Source organism: Planomonospora sp. ID82291, from assembly GCF_015711645.1.
Classification (GTDB): Bacteria; Actinomycetota; Actinomycetes; order Streptosporangiales; family Streptosporangiaceae; genus Planomonospora.
Genome location: NZ_JABTEX010000004.1, coordinates 396184 through 417049, shown reverse-complemented (window position 1 = coordinate 417049; position 20866 = coordinate 396184). Strand labels below are relative to the sequence as shown.

General features: G+C 72.7%; 18 protein-coding genes and 1 pseudogene. 10 read left to right on the top strand and 9 right to left on the bottom strand.

Features of this window, described 5'->3' with window-relative positions; genetic code table 11:
- Window positions 1–6 precede the first annotated feature (6 nt).
- Genes HS045_RS26370 through HS045_RS26360 form a run of 3 tightly spaced genes read left to right on the top strand, consistent with a single transcriptional unit; the run spans window position 7 to window position 2958 of the window.
- On the top strand, window positions 7–1014 hold the full coding sequence (locus HS045_RS26370; RefSeq protein WP_196454485.1) for a LacI family DNA-binding transcriptional regulator: 1008 nt from the start codon (window positions 7–9) through the stop codon (window positions 1012–1014).
- Between the two features lie 59 nt (window positions 1015–1073).
- Window positions 1074–1979, top strand: a complete 906-nt coding sequence (locus tag HS045_RS26365; RefSeq protein ID WP_196454163.1) for an aldose 1-epimerase family protein — start codon at window positions 1074–1076, stop codon at window positions 1977–1979.
- Between the two features lie 4 nt (window positions 1980–1983).
- Window positions 1984–2958, top strand: coding sequence for an aminoglycoside phosphotransferase family protein (locus HS045_RS26360; RefSeq protein WP_196454162.1), 975 nt, complete (start codon window positions 1984–1986; stop codon window positions 2956–2958).
- Window positions 2959–3112: 154 nt separating this feature from the next.
- Here HS045_RS26360 and HS045_RS26355 read toward each other — a convergent pair whose 3' ends face one another.
- On the bottom strand, window positions 3113–3388 hold the full coding sequence (locus tag HS045_RS26355; RefSeq protein ID WP_230884831.1) for a hypothetical protein: 276 nt from the start codon (window positions 3386–3388) through the stop codon (window positions 3113–3115).
- Between the two features lie 195 nt (window positions 3389–3583).
- On the opposite strand from HS045_RS26355, the gene HS045_RS26350 reads away from it, so the two are divergent.
- Together HS045_RS26350 and HS045_RS26345 are read left to right on the top strand one after the other, a co-directional pair.
- Entirely contained in the window at window positions 3584–4861 is a 1278-nt protein-coding gene (locus HS045_RS26350; protein ID WP_196454160.1) for an FAD-dependent oxidoreductase, read from the top strand.
- A 10-nt stretch (window positions 4862–4871) separates the two neighbouring features.
- Window positions 4872–6203, top strand: a complete 1332-nt coding sequence (locus HS045_RS26345; RefSeq protein ID WP_196454159.1) for a class II 3-deoxy-7-phosphoheptulonate synthase — start codon at window positions 4872–4874, stop codon at window positions 6201–6203.
- Window positions 6204–6288: 85 nt separating this feature from the next.
- Here the strand turns inward: HS045_RS26345 and trxA are convergent, their stop codons facing one another.
- The 7 genes and pseudogenes from trxA to HS045_RS26310 form a co-directional block, all read right to left on the bottom strand.
- Entirely contained in the window at window positions 6289–6660 is a 372-nt protein-coding gene (gene trxA, locus HS045_RS26340; protein WP_196454158.1) for a thioredoxin, read from the bottom strand.
- 579 nt (window positions 6661–7239) lie between these two features.
- Window positions 7240–8019 (bottom strand): IS21-like element helper ATPase IstB, encoded by a 780-nt coding sequence (gene istB / locus HS045_RS26335; protein WP_196454157.1) that lies wholly within the window; start codon window positions 8017–8019, stop codon window positions 7240–7242.
- A pseudogene (gene istA, locus HS045_RS26330) lies at window positions 8016–9323 on the bottom strand (IS21 family transposase); the annotation flags it as partial. The gene istB and the pseudogene istA, both read right to left, overlap by 4 nt.
- A gap of 33 nt (window positions 9324–9356) precedes the next feature.
- A protein-coding gene (locus HS045_RS26325) for an IS3 family transposase (protein WP_196454155.1) occupies window positions 9357–10567 on the bottom strand; the annotation gives its coding sequence in 2 pieces (ribosomal slippage) (window positions 9357–10261 and window positions 10261–10567; 1212 coding nt in all).
- Window positions 10568–10605: 38 nt separating this feature from the next.
- The gene (locus HS045_RS26320) at window positions 10606–10788 is read right to left on the bottom strand and encodes a hypothetical protein (RefSeq protein ID WP_196454154.1); all 183 of its coding nucleotides are present in this window, start codon (window positions 10786–10788) and stop codon (window positions 10606–10608) included.
- A 135-nt stretch (window positions 10789–10923) separates the two neighbouring features.
- The gene (locus HS045_RS26315; RefSeq protein ID WP_196454153.1) at window positions 10924–11346 is read right to left on the bottom strand and encodes a hypothetical protein; all 423 of its coding nucleotides are present in this window, start codon (window positions 11344–11346) and stop codon (window positions 10924–10926) included.
- Window positions 11347–11348: 2 nt separating this feature from the next.
- Window positions 11349–13733: an ExeM/NucH family extracellular endonuclease gene (locus HS045_RS26310; protein ID WP_196454152.1), complete on the bottom strand. Its 2385-nt coding sequence runs from the start codon at window positions 13731–13733 to the stop codon at window positions 11349–11351.
- 240 nt (window positions 13734–13973) lie between these two features.
- Between HS045_RS26310 and HS045_RS26305 the strand changes: the two genes are divergently transcribed.
- A complete protein-coding gene (locus HS045_RS26305) occupies window positions 13974–14654 on the top strand; it encodes a permease prefix domain 1-containing protein (protein ID WP_307827729.1) in 681 nt (226 codons plus the stop codon).
- Window positions 14655–14696: 42 nt separating this feature from the next.
- Here HS045_RS26305 and HS045_RS26300 read toward each other — a convergent pair whose 3' ends face one another.
- The gene (locus HS045_RS26300) at window positions 14697–15026 is read right to left on the bottom strand and encodes a PadR family transcriptional regulator (RefSeq protein WP_196454150.1); all 330 of its coding nucleotides are present in this window, start codon (window positions 15024–15026) and stop codon (window positions 14697–14699) included.
- Window positions 15027–15121: 95 nt separating this feature from the next.
- Here HS045_RS26300 and HS045_RS26295 point away from each other — a divergent pair, with 95 nt between their 5' ends.
- The 4 genes from HS045_RS26295 to cydC are packed head-to-tail and all read left to right on the top strand — an operon-like array spanning window position 15122 to window position 20831.
- Window positions 15122–16300, top strand: coding sequence for a cytochrome ubiquinol oxidase subunit I (locus HS045_RS26295; RefSeq protein WP_196454149.1), 1179 nt, complete (start codon window positions 15122–15124; stop codon window positions 16298–16300).
- A gap of 10 nt (window positions 16301–16310) precedes the next feature.
- Window positions 16311–17162 carry a cytochrome d ubiquinol oxidase subunit II gene (locus HS045_RS26290; RefSeq protein WP_196454148.1) on the top strand — a complete coding sequence of 284 codons (852 nt, stop codon included), beginning with the start codon at window positions 16311–16313 and terminating at the stop codon, window positions 17160–17162.
- A gap of 7 nt (window positions 17163–17169) precedes the next feature.
- Window positions 17170–19113 (top strand): ABC transporter ATP-binding protein/permease, encoded by a 1944-nt coding sequence (locus tag HS045_RS26285; RefSeq protein WP_196454147.1) that lies wholly within the window; start codon window positions 17170–17172, stop codon window positions 19111–19113.
- A complete protein-coding gene (cydC, locus tag HS045_RS26280; RefSeq protein WP_196454146.1) occupies window positions 19110–20831 on the top strand; it encodes a thiol reductant ABC exporter subunit CydC in 1722 nt (573 codons plus the stop codon). The genes HS045_RS26285 and cydC overlap by 4 nt, the downstream gene beginning before the upstream one ends.
- Window positions 20832–20866 lie beyond the last annotated feature (35 nt).

The window sequence follows — 20866 nt, the reverse complement described above, 5'->3', positions numbered from 1 at the left end:
AAGCAGATGAACGGCGACCGTCGTCCGACTCTCGAGGCGGTCGCGGCCCTGGCCGGCGTCGGCCGCGGCACGGTGTCACGGGTCATCAACGGTTCACCGAAAGTGAGCGAGAGGGCCCGTGACGCGGTGCACCAGGCGATCCAGGAGCTGGGCTACGTTCCCAACCGGGCCGCGCGGGCACTCGTCACCCGGCGGACCGACACCATCGCGCTGGTGGTCTCGGAGTCGGAGCTGAGGGTCTTCGACGAACCCTATTTCGCCGGGACGATCCGCGGCATCGGCTCGGCGCTGTCCGAGACCGGCCTGCAGCTGATCCTGGCGATGGCCCAGTCGAAGCAGGACCACGAGCGGCTGGAGCTCTACCTGACCGGCCAGCACGTCGACGGCGTGCTGCTGATCTCCCTGCACGGCGCCGACCCGCTGCCGGGCCGGCTGGAGGCGATGGGCGTGCCGACCGTCATCGGCGGCCGTCCCATCGGCCTGACCCCCTATAGCTACGTGGACGTCGACAACCGGGCCGGCGCCCGCCAGGCGGTCAAGCACCTCCTGGCCAAGGGCCGCCGCAGGATCGCCACCATCGCCGGTCCCCAGGACATGGGCGTGGGCGTCGACCGTCTCGCGGGCTACCGCGACGCCCTGCTCGCCACCGGCGTGCCGGAGATCGTGGCCTACGGCGACTTCAGCGAGGAGAGCGGCATCCTCGCCATGCGCGGGCTGCTGGCGGACAACCCCGACATCGACGCGGTCTTCACCGCCTCCGACCCGATGGCGCTGGGCGCGATGCGGGTGCTGCGCGAGGAGGGCCGGGAGATCCCCGGCGACGTCGCGGTGATCGGCTTCGACGACTCCCCCGCCGGAGTCCACTCCTCCCCCAGCCTCACCACGGTGCACCAGCCCACCGAGGCCATGGGCCGCCAGATGGCCCACCTGCTCGTGGCCCGCATCAACGGCGAGCACCTGGAGCAGCCCGTGGTGATACTGGACACCCACCTGGTCGAGCGGGACTCCGCCTGAGGAGCCGTCCGCGCGCCGGTCCCCCGGCTCTCCCGCCCGGCCACGCGAAAGGATCCCCCTTGCCCCGGCAGTTCACCCTCCGCAGCGGCACGCTGCACGCCGAGATCACCGAGCGGGGCGCGGCCCTGCGGCTGCTCCGCCACGGCGGGCGCGACCTGGTGACGAGCTGGCCCGCCGACGGGCCGACGCCCTACTACAGCGGCACTCTGCTCGCCCCCTGGCCCAACCGCGTCGGCGGCGCCTCCTACTCCTTCGGCGGCGAGACCCATCGGCTCCCGGTCAACGAGGAGGACCGCGGCCACGCCCTGCACGGGCTGGTCGCCGAGGCCGCCTGGGCGGCGGTGGAGGACGGCCGTGACCCCGGTGACCCCGGTGACTCCGTACGGCTGGCGCACACGGTCGGCCCCGTCCCCGGCTACCCGTTCACCCTGTCCCTCCAGGTGCTCCACTCCCTGTCCCCCGACGGGCTGACGACGACGCTGACGGCGCAGAACACCGGTGAGACCGCCGCGCCGTACGGCTGCGGCCCGCACCCGTGGCTGCTGGCCGGCGGGAACGTCGAGGAGTACGAGCTGCACCTGCCCGCCGAGCGGGTGCTGCTCGTGGACGACCTGCTGCTCCCCCGCTCGCTGGAGGACGTCTCGGGCACGCCGTACGACTTCACCGCGCCCCGCCCGGTCGGCGGCACCGCCGTGGACCACGCCTTCACCGGCCTGCTGCCCGGTGCCGACGGCCTCGTCCGGGTCCGGGTGAGCGGCCCGGACGGCGGAGTCGAGATGCGCTGGCGGGCCGCGGAGATGCCGTGGGTGCAGGTGTGCACCGGCAGCGCCCTCGACCACGCCGGACTGGCCGTCGAGCCGATGACCTGCCCGCCCGACGCCTTCAACTCCGGCACCGACCTGATCGTGCTCCAGCCCGGCGAGAAGGCCGAGGCCTCCTGGACGATCTCGCCGCTGGAGGGATAGGGCGATGGAGAGCAGGACCAAGCGGCGGCTCGGCCCGGCCGAGCTCGACGCGCTGCTGCGGCGGTCCCTGGGCGCCGGGGTCGCCTCCTCCGCCGAGCTGAGCGACGGGTTCGCCAACGCGGTGTGGCGGCTGACCCTGGACGACGACCGGGAGGTGGTGCTCAAGCTCTCGCCCCCGCCCGAGCTGGAGCAGCTGCGCTACGAGCGCAACCTGCTGCGCGCCGAGGCCATGGTCTACCGTACGGGCGTGCTGCCGGGACCCGAGCTGCTGCACGCCGGGTTCGACGACCCGGTGCTCGGCGGCGACCACCTCGTCCTGTCGGCGCTGGACGGCACGGCCTGGAACCGCGCCGGGCACCTGCCCGCCGAGCCGCTCTGGCACCAGGTCGGCGCCCACCTGGCCCGGCTGCACACGGTGACGGGTGAGACGTACGGCTACCCGCACGCCGGCCTGACCGGCCCCACCTGGCGGGCGGCGTTCCTGGCGATGGTCGGCGCCGTGCTGGAGGACGCCGGCCGCTACGCCGTCCCGCTGCCCGTCCCGGCCGCCGCCGTCGCCGCGGCGGTCGAGGCCGCCGCCGAGGCCCTGGAGGAGGTGACCACTCCCCGCCTGGTGCACTTCGACGTCTGGCCGGGCAACGTCTTCGTCTCCCCGGAGGGCGGCGACCCCCGCGTCCAGGCGATCATCGACCACGAGCGCGCGTTCTGGGGCGATCCGCTGGCCGACTTCGTCACGCCGACGATCTTCGGTGAGCTGGCCGAGGACGCCCCGATCGTGGCCGGCTACCGCGAGGCGGGCGGGGTCGTGCCCTTCGACGACGGCGCCCGCGTCCGGATGGCGCTCTACCGCCTCTATCTGGATCTGATCCTGATCGTCGAGAGCGGGCCGCGGCGGTATCCCGAGCAGGACTACGCCCCGATCCGCGACGGCGCCGTCGCCGACCTCGCCCGCGCCCTGGACGTCGTCTCGGCCCGCTGAACCGTCCCGCCCCTGACACCCCGGACGCGCCCCGGAACGCAGACGGTCCCGGAACGCAGACGGTCCCGGACCCCGGCCGCCGGGGGCGGACGCAGGAGCGGGCCGTCCCCTCCGAGGAGGGGACGGCCCGCCCGCCGGTATCCGCCGCCGAGACTCAGACCCTGGCGTGCGAGGGCATCCTGCTCTCGGCGTAGGTGCCGTCGAGCATCTCGCGCTCACCGCTCTGCGAAAGGTCGCGGTGCGTCTCCTCGATGCGGAGCGCGACTCCCATGGCGAAGAAGGTCGGCGCCCACTCGCCCACGAAGATGCCCCAGCGGTCCGCCCGGTCGAGGCCCGCGTTCTCCTTGTTCTTCGAGGCCCACCACGTCGCGAACGACAGGCCGATCGACGCTATCCCGGCGCTGTACATCATGCCGGACTTCACACCCATCCTGTGAAGCATGCTGATCATTTCTCATCCCCCCGATGACGGTTCGTTCTTAGCGTTACCCCCTCGTAACCAGGTGTAACCGACTATCCGTACGATCCGGCATCTCCATGAGCCGGCGGACCTGCGGGCCGGGACACAGGATCCCCCCTTCCCTGCGGACGCGACCCGTGCGACAATTTCAATGGGTGATGAATTATGAGCCGAACGAACCGGACCACGTGCGTGATCGCCGGGGGCGGCCCGGCGGGGGCGATGCTCGCCCTCCTGCTGGCCCGCTCCGGCGTCCGGGTGACACTGCTGGAGAAGCACGCCGACTTCCTGCGCGACTTCCGGGGCGACACCGTCCATCCCTCGACCCTGCAGATCCTCGACGAGCTCGGCCTGGCGGAGGAGTTCCACCGGATCCCGCACCGCAAGGCGTACCGGCTGACGGTCAGGACCGACGACGCCGCGGTCCCGGTCGCCGACCTGTCCCGGCTGAAGGGCCCCTACCGCTACATCGCGTTCGTCCCGCAGTGGGACTTCCTCGACCTGGTCACCTCCGCGGCCGCCCGGTACCCCGGGTTCGAGCTCGTCATGAACGCGGAGGTCACCGGCGTGATCCGGGAGGGGAACGCGGTGCGCGGGGTCCGCTACCGCGACCCGGGGGGCGAGCACGAGCTCCGGGCGGTCCTCACCGTCGCCGCCGACGGCCGACGCTCCGACGTGCGCCGGGCCGCCGGGCTGGTCCCCGCCGAGTACGGCGCGCCGATGGACGTCCTGTGGTTCCGGCTGCCCCGCGAGCCGTCCGACCCCGACGAGACCTTCCTGCGGGCCTCCACCGGCCACCTGATGGTCTCGATCGACCGCGGGACCTACTGGCAGCTCGCCTACGTCATCCCCAAGGGCGGCTTCGACGCCCTGCGGGAGCGGGGGATCGACGCGCTCCGCCGGCCGGTCGCCGCGATGCTGCCGTACCTGGCCGGCCGCGTCGGCCTGATCGAGGACTTCGACGACGTCAGCGTGCTGTCGGTGGCGCTCAACCGGCTGCGCCGCTGGCACCGGCCCGGCCTGCTGGTCATCGGCGACGCCGCGCACGCCATGTCCCCGGTCTTCGGCGTCGGCATCAACCTGGCCGTGCAGGACGCGGTCGCCGCCGCGAACCTGCTGGCGGGGCCGCTGCTGGCCGGGGGCGAGATCCCCGAGTCGCTGCTCGCCCGGGTGCAGCGGCGGCGCACCCCGCCGACGGCGGTCACCCAGTTCGCCCAGCGCCTCGTCCAGAACCGGGTGATACGGCCCGCCCTGTCGGAACCCGCCCGGCCGGTACGGATTCCCGCGCTGGCCCGCCTCCCGCTGATCGGCGCCGCGGCCCGCCGTTTCATCGGCATGGGCGTGCTCGCCGAGCACGTGAGGACCCCGGCGGTGTCTCACCAGGGGGAAAGACCTTCTCAGTCCGTGGACATTACGGCCGGTCCGCCCGACCGCTTGCAATAGCCTGGTGGGCGTGAGCATCAACCTGGATTCCTGGCGGCGGCTGCCCGCGGCTCAGCAGCCCGAATGGCCCGACCGCGACGAGCTGAAGAAGGTCGTCGCCGAGCTCGAGGGGCTGCCTCCCCTGGTGTTCGCCGGAGAGTGCGACAGCCTCAAGGCGCACCTGGCGGCGGTGGCACGGGGCGAGGCCTTCGTGCTCCAGGGCGGAGACTGCGCCGAGACCTTCGCCGGAGCCACCGCCGACGACGTGCGCAACAAGCTGAAGACCCTGCTGCAGATGGCCATCGTCCTCACCTACGCGGCGAAGGTGCCCGTGGTGAAGATCGGCCGCATGGCCGGGCAGTTCGCCAAGCCGAGATCGAAGGGCACCGAGGTCCGCGGCGGCGTGGAGCTGCCCGCCTACCGCGGCGACATGGTCAACGGGCTCGACTTCACCCCCGAGTCCCGCACCCCCGACCCCTGGCGGCTGCTGCGCGCCTACCACTCCTCGGCGGTGACGCTGAACCTGGTCCGGGCCTTCACCAAGGGCGGCTACGCCGACCTGCGCCAGGTGCACGCCTGGAATCAGGACTTCGTGGCGGAGTCCCCGGCCGGCAAGCGCTACGAGCAGCTCGCCCGCGGGATCGACCAGGCGCTGGCCTTCATGCACGCCTGCGGGGCCGACCCGGAGGAGTTCCACACGGTCGAGTTCTACTCCTCGCACGAGGCGCTCATCCTCGACTACGACCAGGCGCTCACCCGGATCGACTCCCGGACCGGCCTGCCGTACGACGTCTCGGCGCACATGGTCTGGATCGGCGAGCGCACCCGCCAGCTCGACAGCGCGCACGTCGCGTTCTTCGCGAGCATCCGCAACCCGATCGGCGTGAAGCTCGGCCCGACCACCACGGTCGAGGAGGCCCTCACCCTGATCGAGAAGCTCAACCCGGACAACGAGCCGGGCCGGCTGACGTTCATCACCCGGATGGGCGCGTCGAAGATCCGCGAGCACCTGCCCGAGCTGGTGGAGAAGGTCACCGCGAGCGGCGCCCAGGTGGCCTGGATCTGCGACCCGATGCACGGCAACACCTTCGAGGCGCCCAGCGGCCACAAGACCCGCCGGCTGGACGACGTGCTGGACGAGGTGGTCGGCTTCTTCGAGGTGCACCGCGCGCTCGGCACGCACCCGGGCGGCATCCACATCGAGTTCACCGGCGACGACGTCACCGAGTGCGTGGGCGGCGGCCACGAGATCGCCGAGGGCGACCTGGCGCTGCGCTACGAGACGGCCTGCGACCCGCGCCTGAACCGGAGCCAGTCGCTGGACCTCGCCTTCCGCGTGGCGGAGCTCTACCGGTCGGTCTGACGCACCGGCGTCGTCCCGCCCCGGAGCACCGGCCCGACTCCGACGTCACCGCCGGGCCCCCGGGGCGGGCGCCCGCCGCCGGCCGTCAGTTCTGCTGGGCGCCCAGCTCGCTGGCGAGCTCGGCCCGGATCTCGTCCATGTCGAGCGCCTTGACCTGGGTGATCAGGTCCTCCAGCGCCGGGGCGGGCAGCGCGCCGGGCTGGGCGAAGACGACGATGCCGTCGCGGATGGCCATGATCGTGGGGATCGAGGTGATGTCGAAGCCCTGTGCCAGCGCCTGCTCCGCCTCGGTGTCGATCTTGCCGAACGTGATGTCGCCGTGCTTCTCGGAGGCCTTCTCGAAGATGGGGCCGAACGTGCGGCAGGGCCCGCACCAGGCCGCCCAGAAGTCCAGCAGGACGATCCCCTGGTCGGCGATCTCGTTGAAGTTCTTCTCGGTTACCTCGATGGTCGCCACCACTGGCTCCTCTTGTGTCTGCGTCTGTACGGCTCGCATAACCGCATACCCGCGCTGAGCATTCCATCCCCCCGCGCCCCCGGGAAACCGGTCGCCCGCCCGCGGGGCCGCCACCGGCCCCGCGGGGACGGCACCCGGGCGTTCGGACGTCCGCTCAGCCCCTGCCGCCCGGCAGGGTCAGGCCGATGACCACGGGGTCGTGGTCGGAGGAGCGGAACGCGTCGGGCCGGTACAGCCCCGGCGGGTTGTACTCCATGTTGTAGTCCAGCGCCCTGGGCTCGTCCGTGTTCCGCTTTGCGATGGATCACCCGTCGCGTAGGGTCTCCCCGATTCGGATGATCAGGGGACGAACACAGGAGAACCGTTGCCCCCACGCAAGCAGGCTCTACGATCCGCCGTGATGAGCAGCACGAACGGCAACCGAGCCTTGATCGTGATCCGCCTGTCCAACATGACGGACACGACGACGAGCCCGCAGCGCCAGCGCGACATCTGCGAGAAGTACTGTGCAGAGTGTCAACGGCCAAGTGCGTGTCGCCGCTGGTGGCCGGGTCGAGGTCCCCATCCCGTTGAAGTTGACTACTTCTTGGCCGGGCGCCCGCCTGTCCGGGTTCGTGCCTGTTTCATGCGGAAGGACTCGCCCTCGGTGACCACGACGACGCTGTGATGCAAGAGCCGGTCCAGCAGGCTGACGGCGGTGGTGTGCTCGGGCAGGAAACGACCCCACTGGTCGAAGGGCCAGTGCGAGCCGATACCGAGCGCACGACGTTCGTAGGCGGCGGCCACGAACCGGAACAACAGCTGCGCGCCGGTATCGTCCAGCGGGGCGAACCCCACCTCGTCGATGATCACCAGGTCGTTGCGGAGCAGGTTGTCGATGACGCGGCCGACGGAGTTGTCGGCCAGGCCCCGATAGAGCGTCTCGACCAGCTCGGCCGCAGTGAAGTAGCGCACCTTGTGCCCGGCCTGGACGGCCGCGACGCCGAAGGCGACCAGGCTGTGGGACTTGCCCGTGCCCGCCGGGCCGATGGCGCAGTAATTCTCGCTCGCGCGGATCCACTCCAGCGAGGCCAGGTAGTCGAACGTCGCACGCGGGATGCAGGAGCCGGCCACGTCGAACTCCTCGATCGTCTTGATCACCGGGAAGGCGGCGGCCTTCATCCGGGTGCGGACGTTGGAGGCATCCCGTGCGGTCAGCTCGGCCTCCAGCAGCGTGCGCAGGAACTCCTCGGGATTCCAGCGCTGCGTGCGCGCGGTGACGAGCAGCTCGGGCGCCAGACGGCGCATGGCGGCCAGCTTCAGGCGGCGCAGGGCGGCGTCCAGGTCGCCGGGCAGCGCGGGAACGGCGGGCGCGCTCATCCGGCCTCTCCGATCCGCTCCAGGGCGTAGTCGGCCAGCGACCGGGTCGGGACGGCGGGCAGGGCCATCACCAGTGCCTGCCCGGCAGCGGTCGGCTGCGGGACGCCGGCCCCGGCCGCCAGGATCGAGCGCACGTCCTCGGCCCGCCAGCGGCGAAAGCACGCGGCGCGCTCCAGCGCGGCCACCAGGGCGGCGTCCCCGTGCGCCGCGCCGAGGGCGGCCAGCTCGACCAGGTCGGCGGCCAGACGGGTGTTGCCCGAGGCGGCCGAGCCGCTCAACCACGCCTCGGCGACCGGGCCCAGCTGCAGGAACGCCTTCTCCGCCGGGGTGCGGGGCCGGGCGGCGCGACGCGGCGCGGGCCGGGGCCCGCCGTAGTGCTCATCACAGACCGCCGCCTCACCGGGCGCGACCGGCGCGTGCTCAGCGACGATCTCGCCGGTGGCCAGGTCGGTCACCAGCAGCCGCCCATCGGCCTCGACCACCGCGACACGAGCACCGATCAGCCGGGTGGGCACCGAGTAGCGGGCCGAGCCGAAGCGCACGCACGACAGCTTGTCCACCTTGCGCGTGAGCGGCGCCTTGCCGATCACCGGACGCAGCGACGGCAGCGCGCCCATCACCTGCCGCTCGGTGGCCAGCCGCTCGACCGGGACGGCGCAGATCTCCGAATGCGTCACGCCGTTGACCTCGGCGCACCACGCTCGGGCGGCGATGTTGGCCACCGTCAGGTCCTCGAACGGCTCCAGCGGGACGACCAGGTCCCGCTTGGCGTAGCCGACCAGGTTCTCCACGATGCCCTTCGATTCGGGATCGGCGGCCTCGCACCAGTCGGGACGGAAGGCGTAGTGGGTGGCGAAGCGGACGTAGTCGGCGGTGGGGACGACCTTGTTGGCGACCACGCCGCCCTTCAGGCAGCCCATCCGGTCGGCCAGCACCGCCTTGGGCACGGCGCCGAGCGTCTCGAAGCACTCGGCCAGCAGCGCCAGGGTGGTCTCAGCGCGCTCGTTGTCGGCGAACCGCACGAACCGCACCCGCGACCAGGCCAGCACCGCGCAGAACACGTGCAGCCCGCCTCCGGCGTCGCCCCAGTCGATGACCAGCATCTCGCCCGGGGCCCAGATGGCCGGGCGCCGCCCGCGATGATTGTCTTGCCTCCAGGCCTTCTTCGCCTTCGCGACCAGCCGCCGGAAGTTACGCGCTGAGCCGCCGTAGCCGGCCGCCTGCGCCAGCGGCAGCAGCCGCTTGGCCGAGATCTTCCCGTGCGTCGCGGTGACCTTGTCGGCCACCAGCCGGGCGACCGCGTCGGGGGGTTCCCCCCGAAGTGTGGACACCGGCTGTCATGCGGCGAGCAGCACCTTATCGGACGTCTGCTCGTAGTCGATCGGGCTGAGCTGACCGAGAGCGGAATGTCTCCTTCGGGTGTTGTATCGAGTGATCCACCGGAAGACCTCCAGACGGGCCTGACAGGCCGAGGGCCATGACCGGGCGCCCTGCAGGGTCTCGCGCTTGAGCGAGGCGTTGAACGCCTCGGCAGCGCTGTTGTCGGCGCTGCTGCCAACCGCTCCCATCGACTGATGCACCCCCAGCTCGGCGCAGACCTCGGCGAACCGGTGCGAGGTGTACTGACTGCCATGATCGGAATGGAAGATCGCTCCGTCCAGGCCGTCCCGGGTCGCAGCGGCGGCCCGCAGCGCATCAACGACCAGATCAGTACGCATGTGATCAGCGATCGACCAACCCGCCAGGCGGCGTGAATGCAGGTCGAGCACGGTCGCCAGGTACAGGAACGCGCCGTCGGCCAGGGGCAGGTAGGTGATGTCACCCACATAGCGCTGGTTCGGCGCGGGCGCGGTGAAGTCCCGGCTGATCAGATCGGGCGCCTTGGACGCGGACGGCTCGGTGACGGTGGTGCGGATCTTCTTGCGCAAGTGCAGCCCGACGATGCCGAACCGGCGCATGATGCGCTCGACGCGCTTGTGGTTGATCCTCATGCCCTGGCCACGCAGCTCGGCGGTGACGCGCGGACTGCCGTAAGTGCCGTCGAACTCACCATGGATCTGCTTGATCTCCTCGGCCAGCGCGGCATCCGCCGCAGCGCGGGCTTCGCGCGCGGGAGCGGCGCTCTGCCACCGGTAGAAGCCCGAGCGCGAGACCCCCAGCACCCGGCACAGCCGCTTGACGCCGAAGGCGCCGCGGTGGTCGGCGACGAACTGAAAGCGGCTCACCAGTTCGTCTCGCCCGCGAAATACTTGGCCGCCCGGCGCAGGATGTCCCGCTCGGTCTCCAGTTCCCGGATGCGGGCCCGCAGTTGCCTGTTCTCCTCTTCCAACACGGCGTCGGACGATACCGGCCCGCCGGCCTGCTTCTTCGTCGGCCCCGCGGTCGTGGGGGCAGAACCGGTGGCCCGCGACTCCTTCACCCACAAGCGCAGGGTCTCGCGGTTGAGGCCCAGGTCCCGGGCCACCGACGCGTACGTCCGCGTCGGGTCAGACAGGTACAGCGCGACGGCGTCGGCCTTGAACTCCGGCGAGTACGACTTCATCGCCACGTGGAACTCCTCGTCTCCGGACTTCCATCATCCGGCACTCAAGGTGTCCACACTTCGGGGGGAAGGCCCTCGTAGTTGTGCTCGCGCTGCTTGCGGGGCGGCGCCTTGTCGTCAGCTAGGGCCTTGTCGATGATGCGTTTGACGGTCTTGTGCGTGGTGCCGCACATCTGCGCGGCTCCACGATAGGTGCCTACCTCACGGTAGGCGGCGATGATGTCCATGACTTCCCCCGAAGATTTCATGGCCCGGCAGACTCTCTGAACGGTGATCTTGTGACTGGCTGACACCGTCACGATCACCGTTCAGGGGCATGCCCGCCCCACGACACACCGGCAAGCACACGAGGGCGTGGGGACTTAAAACTGGCCACCAGCGGTGACCTCAACCCGGCCACCTGCGGCTACTTTTGCACGGCCACGGACAATCTCCCGGATCGCCTCATCAGAAGCTTCCTGAATGGCCAAGGCGTCTGCGGCATCACACACTCCGTCGAACGAGAGATCAGGCAGCTTGCTGACGGCCCTCAGTCCTCTCCGGAGGAGCGCCACATCCGGCGTGTCAGGGTCCAAGGACAACCGCGCGATCACATCAGGAGGAAGGTCCAAGACCCGCGCGGCATGATCTACGTCCTCATCCACACACGCCTTGGCGGCTTCCTTCAGCTCCTCCCCCAACTGATCGGCCACAGCCCGCATGGCGCGGTACATATGGCTGAGGGAGCGAACCCGCTCCGCCGGAGACAACGGAGCGAGATCCCTTGTGAACGAGTCGATGTCCACGCTTAGCCCCTGCCTCCAGGGAGAGTCAGACCGATGATGACCGGGTCGTGGTCGGAGGCCCGGAAGGCGTTGGGTTCGTGCATGTCATCCCGGTGACCTTGACCTATCGCACTTAGGAACCTAGCCTCATCGGCGTTGATGTGCCAGATCGTCGCGCCGGTGACCCGCTTGAGCAGCCGCCCGCCGACCAGCGCGTGGTCGAGCTCGCCGACCTGACCCTCGAACAGGTAGCTGTAGCGCAGCGGGGCGGGGACGAACCTCTTCGTCACGCTGGTCAGGCCGCCGGCCTCGAGCGTGTCGATCGGGTCCTCCTCGCCGTAGGCGTTGAGGTCGCCCAGGACCAGCGGATCGGACAGGTCCAGCCTGCCGATCAGGTCCAGCGTGGCCCGGGCCTGGCGGACGCGCTCGCCGTTGTAGCAGCTCTGCCCGTCACCGGCGTCGGCGTCGGCGCCGGTGGCGTCCTCGTCGCAGCCCTTGGACTTGAAGTGGTTCACCAGGACGGTGAACGACTGGCCTCCCTGGGGGCGGCGGAAGGTCTGGATCAGCGGGGGCCGCCGGAAGACCGGGTCGGTCGAGGACTGCGCCGCGCCGACCGGCCGGACCCTGGCCGGCTTGTAGATCATCGCCACGTGGATCACGTCGGTGCCCGGGTAGGGGTGGGCCAGCGCCGCGTAGGTGCCCGCGCCGACCTCGGCGTTGAGCGCGTCGACCAGGGCCTGGACGGCGGTCTGGCCGTTGTTCTCGACCTCCATGAGGCCGACGACGTCGGCGTCCATGCCCTTCAGCGCGGCGACCAGCTTGGCCAGCTGCCGCTGCTGCTCCTCGGCGGTGCTCGCGCCGCGCGAGCCCAGGGTGGTGAACCAGTTGAGCGTGTTGAAGCTGGCCACCTTGACGTTCCCGACCACCGGGAACGGCTTGGGCAGGCGCGGGTTGGTCCGCAGGAAGCGGACCGGCTTGGTCGGCTGGAGGCGGTACTTGCCGAAGCCGTAGCCCATCACGCCGGTGACGCCGAGCGTGGTGTCGCCGAGCCGGACCGCGCGCGGGTCGGTGTGCGGGACGGCTGGCGGGTTCTCCGCACCGGAGCCGTCGTCCACGAGCAGGGTGCGGCGCGCGTTCAGCGCGGCGCTCGCGCCCGGCCGGTCGGTCGGCTGGTAGATCCGGCCCTCGGAGGAGAGGTTGATCTCGCCGTAGCGGGCCAGGTTGTAGTGGTCGCTGACGGCGAGCGGCTCGGGGAAGGTGACGAGCATGTTCTCGACCGGCTCGAAGGTGGCGCCCTCGGGACGCGGCAGGCGCTGCTTCGCCGGGCTGATCGTGCCGGTGCCGCAGACGTCCACGGCGGTGACCGGCGACAGCTCGGTCCAGCCGTTGAACTCCACGGCCCTGCCGGTGACCAGGACGCGGTCACCGACCTCGACGTCCGTGAAGGACGAGCGGGCGAAGGCGAACAGGCCCTCGGAGGTGGCCGGGTCGGCGTCCGGGGTCGGGTCCTGCAGGAAGAACCCGCTGAGCTGGTTCGGCTCCTGGAAGTCCCCGGTCACCACGCCCTCGACCCGGACCGTCTTGCCGGCGAGCGGGCTCGCGTCGCCGCTCCCCTGCACCTCGGCGATCTGGTGGGTGGCGGGGGTCTCGCACGGCGCGGTCGTCGGGGACGGCGTGGCGGTCGGGGTCACGGTCGGGGTCGCGGTCGGGGTGGCCGTCGCCGTCGGGGTGGGCGTGGGCTCCGCGTCGCCGCAGGGAGCCGGAGCGGTGGCCCGGTTGCGCGGCGCGGGGACGGCGGCCTCGATGTCGGCGGCGTTGACGTCGGTGTCGGCGCAGCCGTGGTCCCTGCGCAGCCCGGCCGTGGCGGCGGACAGGACGGGAGCCGCGGCGCCCTCGGCGTAGTTGGCGGTGCCGTAGCCGACGAGGTCGGCGATGAGCGCGGTCTGCTCGGGGGTGCAGGGCACCGAGCCGCCGTTGCAGGCCAGGCCGTCGGCCGAGCGGGCCAGCACGACCTTGCCCGCGCTGCCGCTCATGTTGACGGCTCCGGTGCCGTCGGGGGCGGGCAGCGCGGCGCCGGTCGCGCCGCCGGCGAGCTGGAGCAGGTGGTACTGGCCGGGCGCGAGCGTGCCGGACAGGGGCACCAGGTTGGAGCCGAAGGTGCCGGTGCCGGTGGCGCTGCCGTACTGGACGGACCAGCCGTCCAGGGAGACGGGCGCGGCGCTGCGGTTGAACAGTTCGACGAAGTCGTTGGCGAACGGCGCGCCGCCGCTGCCGCCGCCGCCGTAGACCTGGCTGATGACGACGGTGCCCGGCGCGGCCAGGGCCGGGGTCGTGGTGAGGGTCGCGACGCCGGCGGCGGTGACGCCGACGGCCGCGAGGGCGGCGAACGCCCGGGATAAAGCACGCATGGGCAGGAGCGTAGAGGTCTTTTGATCTCCCAACGTCCCCCTATAGGTGGACGAATAGTGAAATGGAAAAACGTTGGCAGATCGTGTCGACCGGTCCATGGCAACACTGGCTGCCCTTGGTCTGGATCCGGGGACGCATCAGGGTCCTCCCTGATGTGCGGGCGCCGGGCGGGGAGCATCATGGGCGCCGGGCGCCCGTGGACGGGGGACCGCTCGAGCGGGGAGAACCAGGGAGACAGGGTGGACGCCGGAGTCATCGACGACTACGTCGCAGAGCTCGGCCTTGCGCTCCGCGGGCCGAGGGGGCTCAGGCTCGACCTGGTCGCCGAGGCCCGCGACAGCCTGCTCGACGCCGCGGAGGCCCTGGAGGACGGCGGCCTGGAGCGGACCGAGGCCGAGCGGGCCGCGGTCGAGGAGTTCGGCGCCGTCCACGAGATCGCCCCGGGCTACCAGGAGGAGCTGTCCGTCGCCGCGGGCCGGAGGCTGGCCGCCCTGCTCTTCCTCGCCGTGCCGCTCACCGCGGTCATGTGGACCGCGATCTGGAAGCTGTTCCCGACGGCGCCGGCCGCCTACCACGCCTGGCCCGGCTGGTTCGTGCCGGTGGCCCGCGCCGTGGACGCCGCACAGATGGTCATCGGGGTGCTCGGCGCGCTGGCGCTGCTCGCGCTCGGCCGGGGGCGGCGCAGGATCCGGCGGCCCCGGCTGGTCACCCGGGCGCTGGCGCTGTTCGTCTGGGCCATGATGCCGGTCATGCTCGTCCTGTGCGCGGCCCTGATGTACGGCTCGAACGGACCGGCCGGTTTCTCCGGCTACCCTCCCGGTCTCGCCGCCTCGGTGGTGAGCTACGGATGCTGGGGCCTGCAGCTCTACTGCGCGACCCGCTGCCTCTCGCTCACCCGGCGGCGGGCCGCGGCCGGGTGAGCCGGGCGGGCGAGCGCACGCCGGCCGTACGGGGCGGCGCGCTCACTTGGTGGCGCGCGGCTCCAGCACGCTGCCGATGACGCCCGCGAACTCCCGCCAGGCCGAGCGCTCTCCGGCCAGGGCCGTACGGCCCGCCGCGGTCAGCCGGTAGGTGCGCCGCTTGCGCCCGCCCACCGTGGCCCACTCGCCGGCCAGGTATCCCGCCTGCTCCAGCCTGCGCAGCGCCGGATAGACCGTGCCCGTCGGCACGCTGAGCGCGCCGCCGCTGCGTGCCTGCAGCGCCTCGATGATCGCGTATCCGTGCAGGGGCTCGTGCTCCAGGACGGAGAGCAGCAGGGCGTCCATGTGCCCGCGGAGCGCGTCGGTGTTCACGCCCATCACCCTACCTCTCGCATAGACGACCTACATGTAGGCTCTCTACATGTAGAGTGCCTATAGGTAGACAGTCATCTGATGGAGGCGACGCCATGGACGTACTCGACCTGGCCCGGACGCAGTTCGCGGTGACGGGGAGTCTCCACTTCCTGTTCGTCGTGCTGACACTGGGCCTGGCCCCCCTCGTCGCGGTCATGCAGACCCTGTGGACCTTCGGCGGCAAGCCGGTCCACGAGCGGATGACCCGCTTCTGGGGTCAGATCTACTTGATCAACTACGCGCTCGGCATCGTCACCGGTCTGGTGATGGAGTTCCAGTTCGGCCTGAACTGGAGCGGGCTGTCGCACTACGCCGGAGACGTCTTCGGCGCACCGCTGGCGATCGAGACGCTCGCCGCCTTCTTCCTGGAGTCCACGTTCCTCGGATTGTGGATCTTCGGCTGGCACCGGATGCCCCGCCGGCTCCACCTGGCGTGCATCTGGGTCGTCACGCTGACCGCCTACGCCTCGGCCTTCTGGATCATGGCCGCCAACGCCTTCCTGCAGAACCCGGCCGGGGCGGTGGAGCGGGGCGGCCGGCTCGTGGTCGAGGACTTCGGGGCGGTGCCGACCAACCCCATGCTCGCCATGGCCCTGCCCCACGTGATCGGTGCGGCCCTGCTCACCGGCGGATTCGTGATCATGGGAGCCAGCGCCTACCAGCTGTTCCGCCGGACCGCCGAGCAGGAGTTCTTCACCACGTCCCTCCGGCTGGGCGTGGCCGTCGCCTCGATCGGCACCGTGCTCGCGGTCGGCTTCGGCTACGCCCAGTTCGGCCCGGTCGGGGAGCTCCAGCCGGGCAAGTTCGACACGCCCCTGGCCGGGGTCGGACTCGGTTTCATGATCATGATCGGACATCTGCTCCAACTCGTCGTGCTGTTCGTGCTGCTGCCCGTCATCCGCTGGCTGCCGCGCTGGCGGTGGGCGCACCCGATCGTGATGCTGATGACCCCGCTGCCGTTCCTGGCCGCGATCCTCGGCTGGCTCGCCCGCGAGGCCGGCCGCCAGCCCTGGCTGGTGTACGGCAGGCTCACCGTCGCCGACGCGATGTCCCCCGGCCTCACCCCGGCGATGATCACCATGTCCCTGGCGGCCTTCACCGGCGTGCTCGGCCTGCTCGCGGTCGTCGACTACCTGCTCATCGCCCGCCTGGTGCGCCGCGGCCCCGCCGCCGCCACCCTGGGCGCCGCCCCGCTCCCGCCGCCCGAGCGCACCCCCGCGCTGACCCTGTAAGGAGGCACCGATGGACATCCTCTGGTTCGTGATCTTCACCGTCCTGCTGATCGGCTACTTCGCCCTGGAGGGCGCGAACATCGGCCTGGGCATGCTGCTGCCCGCCCTCGGCCGCACCCAGGAGGGCCGGGACCGGATCGTCGCCGCGATGGCGCCGTTCGTCCTGGCGGGCGAGGTGTGGCTGGTGGCCGTGGCCGGTGCGCTCTTCGGCGTGTACCCGCAGGCCGAGGGCGAGGTGCTGTTCGGCCTCTACCCGCTGGTGGTCTGCCTGCTGGTCTCCTGGATCGTGCGCGACGCGGGACTCTGGTTCCGCCGCAGGACGGACGGCCCCGCCTGGCGCGCCGGGTGGGACCGGATGATCTGCCTGGGCTCCTGGGGGCTCGCCCTCTCCTGGGGTGCGGCCCTGACCGCCCTGGCGACCGGTCTGTCGATCGTCCCGGCCGCCCTCGCGGGCGCGGCGGCGCTCGCGGCGCTGCTGGCCTTCCACGGCCGGGCCTTCGGCTCCTGGCTGCTGCCCGGCGGAGCGGCCGGGGCCACCACGGGTACGGCCACCGGCGTGCCCCCCGGCGCGGTGCCCGGCGGCACGACGACCCGATCGCTTCCCGGACCGGCCGTGGCCACGGGTGCGGGCCGGGGCGCGGCGGCGCCGGCCGTCTCCGCGGTCCTGGCCGCCGCGCCCGCCGCCGTGCTGCTGGCCGGCGCCGCCCCGTGGCTCCTGGAGCACACCGCCCCGGCGGATACGCTGAATGTGCTCAGTCTCATGATCCTGCCCTGCGCACCGGTCATGGCGGGTGCGCAAGTATGGGTGTGGCGCACGTTCGGTCCCCGGAGTGCGGCCGACCGGTTCCCCTCGTTCTTCTAGGGCTCACATGCACAAGGATCTCCTGCGGCTGGTGCGGGGCGAGCGGGCAGTCCGCGGCCACCTGGCCCTCTGCCTGGCCGCCGCGGTCCTCGCCGGACTGCTCGTCCTCGTCCAGGCCGAACTGCTGGCCGGCGTCCTGTCCGGGAGGTTCGAGGCCTCGGCGCTGGGCCTGCTGGCGGCGGTCGTCGGGATCCGGGGCCTGCTCGGCCTCGCCCAGGGGATCGCCGCCGGGCGCACGACCACCGCCGTGAAGTCGGTCCTGCGCCGCCGGCTGCTCACCCGGCTGCGGGACCTGGGCCCGGCCCGGCTCGCCGCCCACCGCTCCGGCGAGCTGGTGACGCTCACCGGGCGCGGCCTGGACGCCCTCGACCCCTATCTGAACGGCTACCTCCCGGCGGTCGCGGTGGCGGGCGTCGTGCCGGTCGCCGTGCTCGCCCGGCTGGTCTTCGCGGACCTGGCCAGCGCGCTGATCGTGCTCGTCACGCTCCCGCTCATCCCGGTCTTCGGCGCGCTGGTCGGCATGCACACCAAGGCCGTCACCGAACGCCAGTGGCGGGCCCTGTCCCGCCTCGGCGGGCACTTCCTCGACGTGGTCCGCGGGCTGCCCACGCTGCGCGCCTTCGGCCGGGCCCGCTACCAGGCGGAGGTGATCCGGCGGGTCACCGACGCCCACCGGAGCGCGACGATGCGCACGCTGCGGGTGGCCTTCCTGTCCTCGCTGGTGCTGGAGCTGGCCGCCTCGCTCTCGCTCGCGCTGGTCGCGGTCCCGGTCGGCCTCCGGCTGCTGGGCGGGACGCTCGACCTGCCCGCCGCGCTGCTGGTGCTGCTGCTGGCCCCCGAGGCCTACCTGCCGCTGCGGAACATGGGCACCAGGTTCCATGCCGCGATGGAGGGGGTCGCCGCCGCCGACGACGTGTTCGCCGTACTCGACGGGGAGCCCTCCGCGCCTCGGTCCCCGGAACCCCGGGCGTCCGGGCCGCGCCCCTCCGGCGGTGGGTCCTCCAGCGCGGCCGTCCCCGGCGCGGCGCCGGAGATCCGGCTGGAGGGCGTCACGGTGCGCTATCCCGGCCGGGCGGAGGCGGCCCTGGAGGACGTGTCGCTGGTCATCGCGCCGGGCGAGCGGGTGGCGCTGGTCGGCGAGAGCGGCGCGGGCAAGAGCACGCTGCTCCACCTGCTGCTGGGCTTCCTCGCCCCGCAGAGCGGGCGGGTCCTGGTCGACGGGGTGGAGCTCACCGGTCCCGGCTCCGGAGACGCCGGGACCGGCGGGGCCGCCGGGGACACCGGGGACACCGGCGGGGACACCGGCGACGCCGCGAGCACCGGGGCCGCCCGGGACGCCGGGACGCGCGGGGAGGCCGGGACCCGCTGGGAGGCCTGGCGCGGGCGGCTGGCGTTCGTGCCCCAGCGCCCGCACCTGTTCGCCGTCTCGGTGGCCGACAACATCCGGCTCGGCTCCCCCGGCGCGACGCTCCAGCAGGTCCGCGACGCGGCCGGGGCCGCGCACGCGGACGGTTTCGTGGCGGAGCTGCCCGAGGGCTACGACACGGTGCTCGGTGAGCGCGGGGTGAACCTCTCCGCCGGTCAGCGGCAGCGGATCGCGCTGGCCCGTGCCTTCTGCCGCCCCTCGGCGGACCTGCTCCTGCTGGACGAGCCGACGGCCCGGCTCGACGGCCGGAGCGAGGCGGCGATCGTCGCCGCCACCCGCGAACTGGCCGAGGGCCGGACCGCCGTGATCGTGGCCCACCGGCCCGCGATGATCGACCTGGCCGACCGGGTGGTCCGGATCGCCGGCGGCCGGGTCGTGTCCGACAGCGGTTCCGCCGATGCGCCGACGGCGCGCCGTGAGACCGGGCCCCCCGGCGGCGCCGATTCCCCCGATGCCGCCGCGGCGCCCCGTGACACGACCGCCCCCGGTGACACGGTGACGACGAGTGCCGGAGGAGCGCGATGATGCGGATGGGCGGGCGGATCGCCCTGGCGGCGGCGGCCGGGATCGCGGCGGAGCTCGCCGGACTGGCCCTGATCGGTTCGGCCGCGTGGCTGATCACCAGGGCGGCCGAGCAGCCGCCGCTGGCGGCGTTGAGCGTGGCGATCGTCGGGGTGCGCGCGTTCGCGACGAGCAAGGGCGTCTTCCGGTACGGCGAGCGCCTGACCGGGCACGACGTGGCGCTGCGGGCCCAGGCGACGACCCGGGAACGGCTTTACCAGGCGCTCATCCCGGCCGGCCCGCCGAGCCAGCGGGGCGCCGACCTGCTCAGCCGGATGGTGGACGACACCGACGCCGTGCAGGACCTGCTGGTCCGCGGCCTGCTCCCGGCGGTCGCGGCGCTGGTGACCGGGATCACGGCGGTCGTGCTCGGCCTGTTCCTGCTCCCGTCGGCCGCGCTGGTGCTGGCGGCGGGACTGCTGGTGGCGGGCGTCCTGCTGCCCGCCGGGGTCACCGCCGTCACCCGGCGCCGGGCCGCGCTGATCGCCCCGGCCCGGGCCGAACTGGCCGCCCGGGTGGCCGACCTGCTGCACGGCGCGGCCGACCTGGCCGCCTACGGGGCGGGCGACCGGGCCCTGGCCGCCTCCGCCGGGGCGGACGCCCGGCTGGCCGCGCTGGAGCGGGCGCAGGCCCGCACGGGAGCCGTGGCCACCTGCCTGGGCGTGCTGGCCCAGGGGCTGACCGTGGCGGGGGTGGTGCTGGTCGCGCAGGAGGCGGGCGCCGGGTCGGTGGCGACCGCCGTGCTCGCGCTGACCTCCCTGGTCTCCTTCGAGCCCCTGCTGCCGATGATCGCGGCGGCCGAGCGCATGACCGGGGTGTCCGCCGCCCTGCGCCGCCTGCGGGAGGTCCGCGCGACCCCGCCCGCCGTCGCCGAGCCGGTCCGGCCGGCGGCGGTCCCCGCGGGCCCGCTCACGGTCGAGGTCGAGGACCTGGTCGTCCGCCACGCGGCGGACCGCGCCCCCGCGCTGAACGGCGTCAGCCTGACGCTCACCCCCGGCCGGCGGGTGGCGATCGTCGGTCCCAGCGGGGCGGGCAAGAGCACCCTGCTGTCGGCCCTGATGCGCCTGGTGGAACCCGAGTCCGGCGTGATCCGGCTGTCCGGCCCCGACCGCGGCGATGCGCCCGGCCCCGGGACCGGGCAGGCCGTCGACCTGCGCGACCTGCCCTCGGACGAGGCCCGGCGGATCATGACGGGTCTCACCCAGGACCCGTACGTGTTCCAGGCCTCGTTCCGCGACAACCTCCGGCTGGCCGGGCCGGAGGCGGACGAGGAGGCGCTGGCGGAGGCCGTACGGCGGGCCCGGCTGGCGGACTGGGCGGAGCGGACCGGCTGGGACACCGTGCTCGGCGAGGACGGGCGGACGGTCTCCGGCGGGCAGTTGCAGCGGCTGGCCCTGGCGCGGGCGCTGCTGAACGACCCGCCCGTGCTGCTGCTCGACGAGCCGGCCGAGGCGCTGGACGAGGAGACCGCCGACGCGCTCATGGCCGACCTGCTGGACGCCACCCGGGGGCGGACGACCCTGCTGGTCACGCACCGGCTGCGCGGCCTGGAGGAGGTGGACGAGATCGTCGTGCTGGAGAACGGCTCGGTCCTGCAGCGGGGCACCCACCGGGAGCTGGTGGACGCCCCCGGCTACTACCGCGACCTGTGGCGGTCGGAGGCCCTGGTCGCCCGGGGGTAGCGCGGGTCCGGCGGCCCCTATCTCCCGGCGTTCCC

What these genes read in the sequence shown, in the direction of transcription:
- HS045_RS26370 (WP_196454485.1), top strand. Translation starts at nt 7, where the DNA reads ATGAACGGCGACCGTCGTCCGACTCTCGAGGCGGTCGCGGCCCTGGCC.
- HS045_RS26360 (WP_196454162.1), top strand. Translation starts at nt 1,984, where the DNA reads ATGGAGAGCAGGACCAAGCGGCGGCTCGGCCCGGCCGAGCTCGACGCG.
- HS045_RS26355 (WP_230884831.1), bottom strand. Translation starts at nt 3,388, where the DNA reads ATGGGTGTGAAGTCCGGCATGATGTACAGCGCCGGGATAGCGTCGATC.
- HS045_RS26350 (WP_196454160.1), top strand. Translation starts at nt 3,584, where the DNA reads ATGAGCCGAACGAACCGGACCACGTGCGTGATCGCCGGGGGCGGCCCG.
- istB (WP_196454157.1), bottom strand. Translation starts at nt 8,019, where the DNA reads ATGAGCGCGCCCGCCGTTCCCGCGCTGCCCGGCGACCTGGACGCCGCC.
- HS045_RS26320 (WP_196454154.1), bottom strand. Translation starts at nt 10,788, where the DNA reads ATGGACATCATCGCCGCCTACCGTGAGGTAGGCACCTATCGTGGAGCC.
- HS045_RS26310 (WP_196454152.1), bottom strand. Translation starts at nt 13,733, where the DNA reads ATGCGTGCTTTATCCCGGGCGTTCGCCGCCCTCGCGGCCGTCGGCGTC.
- HS045_RS26295 (WP_196454149.1), top strand. Translation starts at nt 15,122, where the DNA reads ATGGACGTACTCGACCTGGCCCGGACGCAGTTCGCGGTGACGGGGAGT.
- HS045_RS26290 (WP_196454148.1), top strand. Translation starts at nt 16,311, where the DNA reads ATGGACATCCTCTGGTTCGTGATCTTCACCGTCCTGCTGATCGGCTAC.
- HS045_RS26285 (WP_196454147.1), top strand. Translation starts at nt 17,170, where the DNA reads ATGCACAAGGATCTCCTGCGGCTGGTGCGGGGCGAGCGGGCAGTCCGC.
- cydC (WP_196454146.1), top strand. Translation starts at nt 19,110, where the DNA reads ATGATGCGGATGGGCGGGCGGATCGCCCTGGCGGCGGCGGCCGGGATC.